Consider the following 616-nt stretch of genomic DNA (forward strand, 5'->3'; position numbering starts at 1 on the left):
TGACAGTCCTGCCGGCCGACCGGGTGGGCCAGGCCCTGGCCGCCCACATCGCCGATCGGTGGGAGGGCGACGAGGCGCTGCGGATCCTGCTGCGGACCGCGGTCACCGATACCGACAGCGCCGAGCGGATGCGCGGGATCTTCGCCGCTCAACTGGTCCCGATGATCGCCGAACTCACCGGCGATCCCGCCGGGGCCCCGGCCCGGGCCGGGCTCGCAGCCTCCCAGGCACTCGGCTTGGCGCTGTGCCGGTATGTGCTGTTCATACCGCCGGTGGTCGATCTCTCCCGCGAAGCCATCATCGAATGGCTCGGCCCCACACTGCAGCGCTACCTGGTCGGTCCGCAATAACCGGCGCCGTCGGGTATCTCAACGGCGGTCGAGTCCGGACAGCCGCCAGGCCAGCCGGTTGCGCACGGGCGCGGCCTTGCCCGCCAGCGCCATGGCGGTGTTGCGGATCGGCCGGACGCGTGCCGATGCGGTGGCGAGGTCGGTGAGCCGGCTGGCGATGGAGACCACAGCTCCGGCAGTGCGGCGCCGGGCGTCGGCGTATTCGTCGAGCAGGCTTTCCGGTTCACCGGCCAGCACCCGCGACAGCGTCGTCGCGGCCGTGACAG

1 protein-coding gene and 1 pseudogene are annotated in these 616 nt (G+C 72.1%); one reads left to right on the top strand and one right to left on the bottom strand.

What is annotated here, in order from left to right; genetic code table 11:
* On the top strand, nt 1–350 hold a 350-nt coding region (locus ON19_RS30800), incomplete at its 5' end, for a TetR/AcrR family transcriptional regulator (RefSeq protein ID WP_043700732.1).
* Between the two features lie 18 nt (nt 351–368).
* On the opposite strand, the pseudogene ON19_RS30805 reads toward ON19_RS30800, so the two are convergent.
* Nucleotides 369–616: pseudogene (locus ON19_RS30805) on the bottom strand (pentachlorophenol monooxygenase); the annotation flags it as partial.

This window comes from Nocardia abscessus NBRC 100374, assembly GCF_000308455.1.
GTDB lineage: Bacteria > Actinomycetota > Actinomycetes > Mycobacteriales > Mycobacteriaceae > Nocardia > Nocardia abscessus.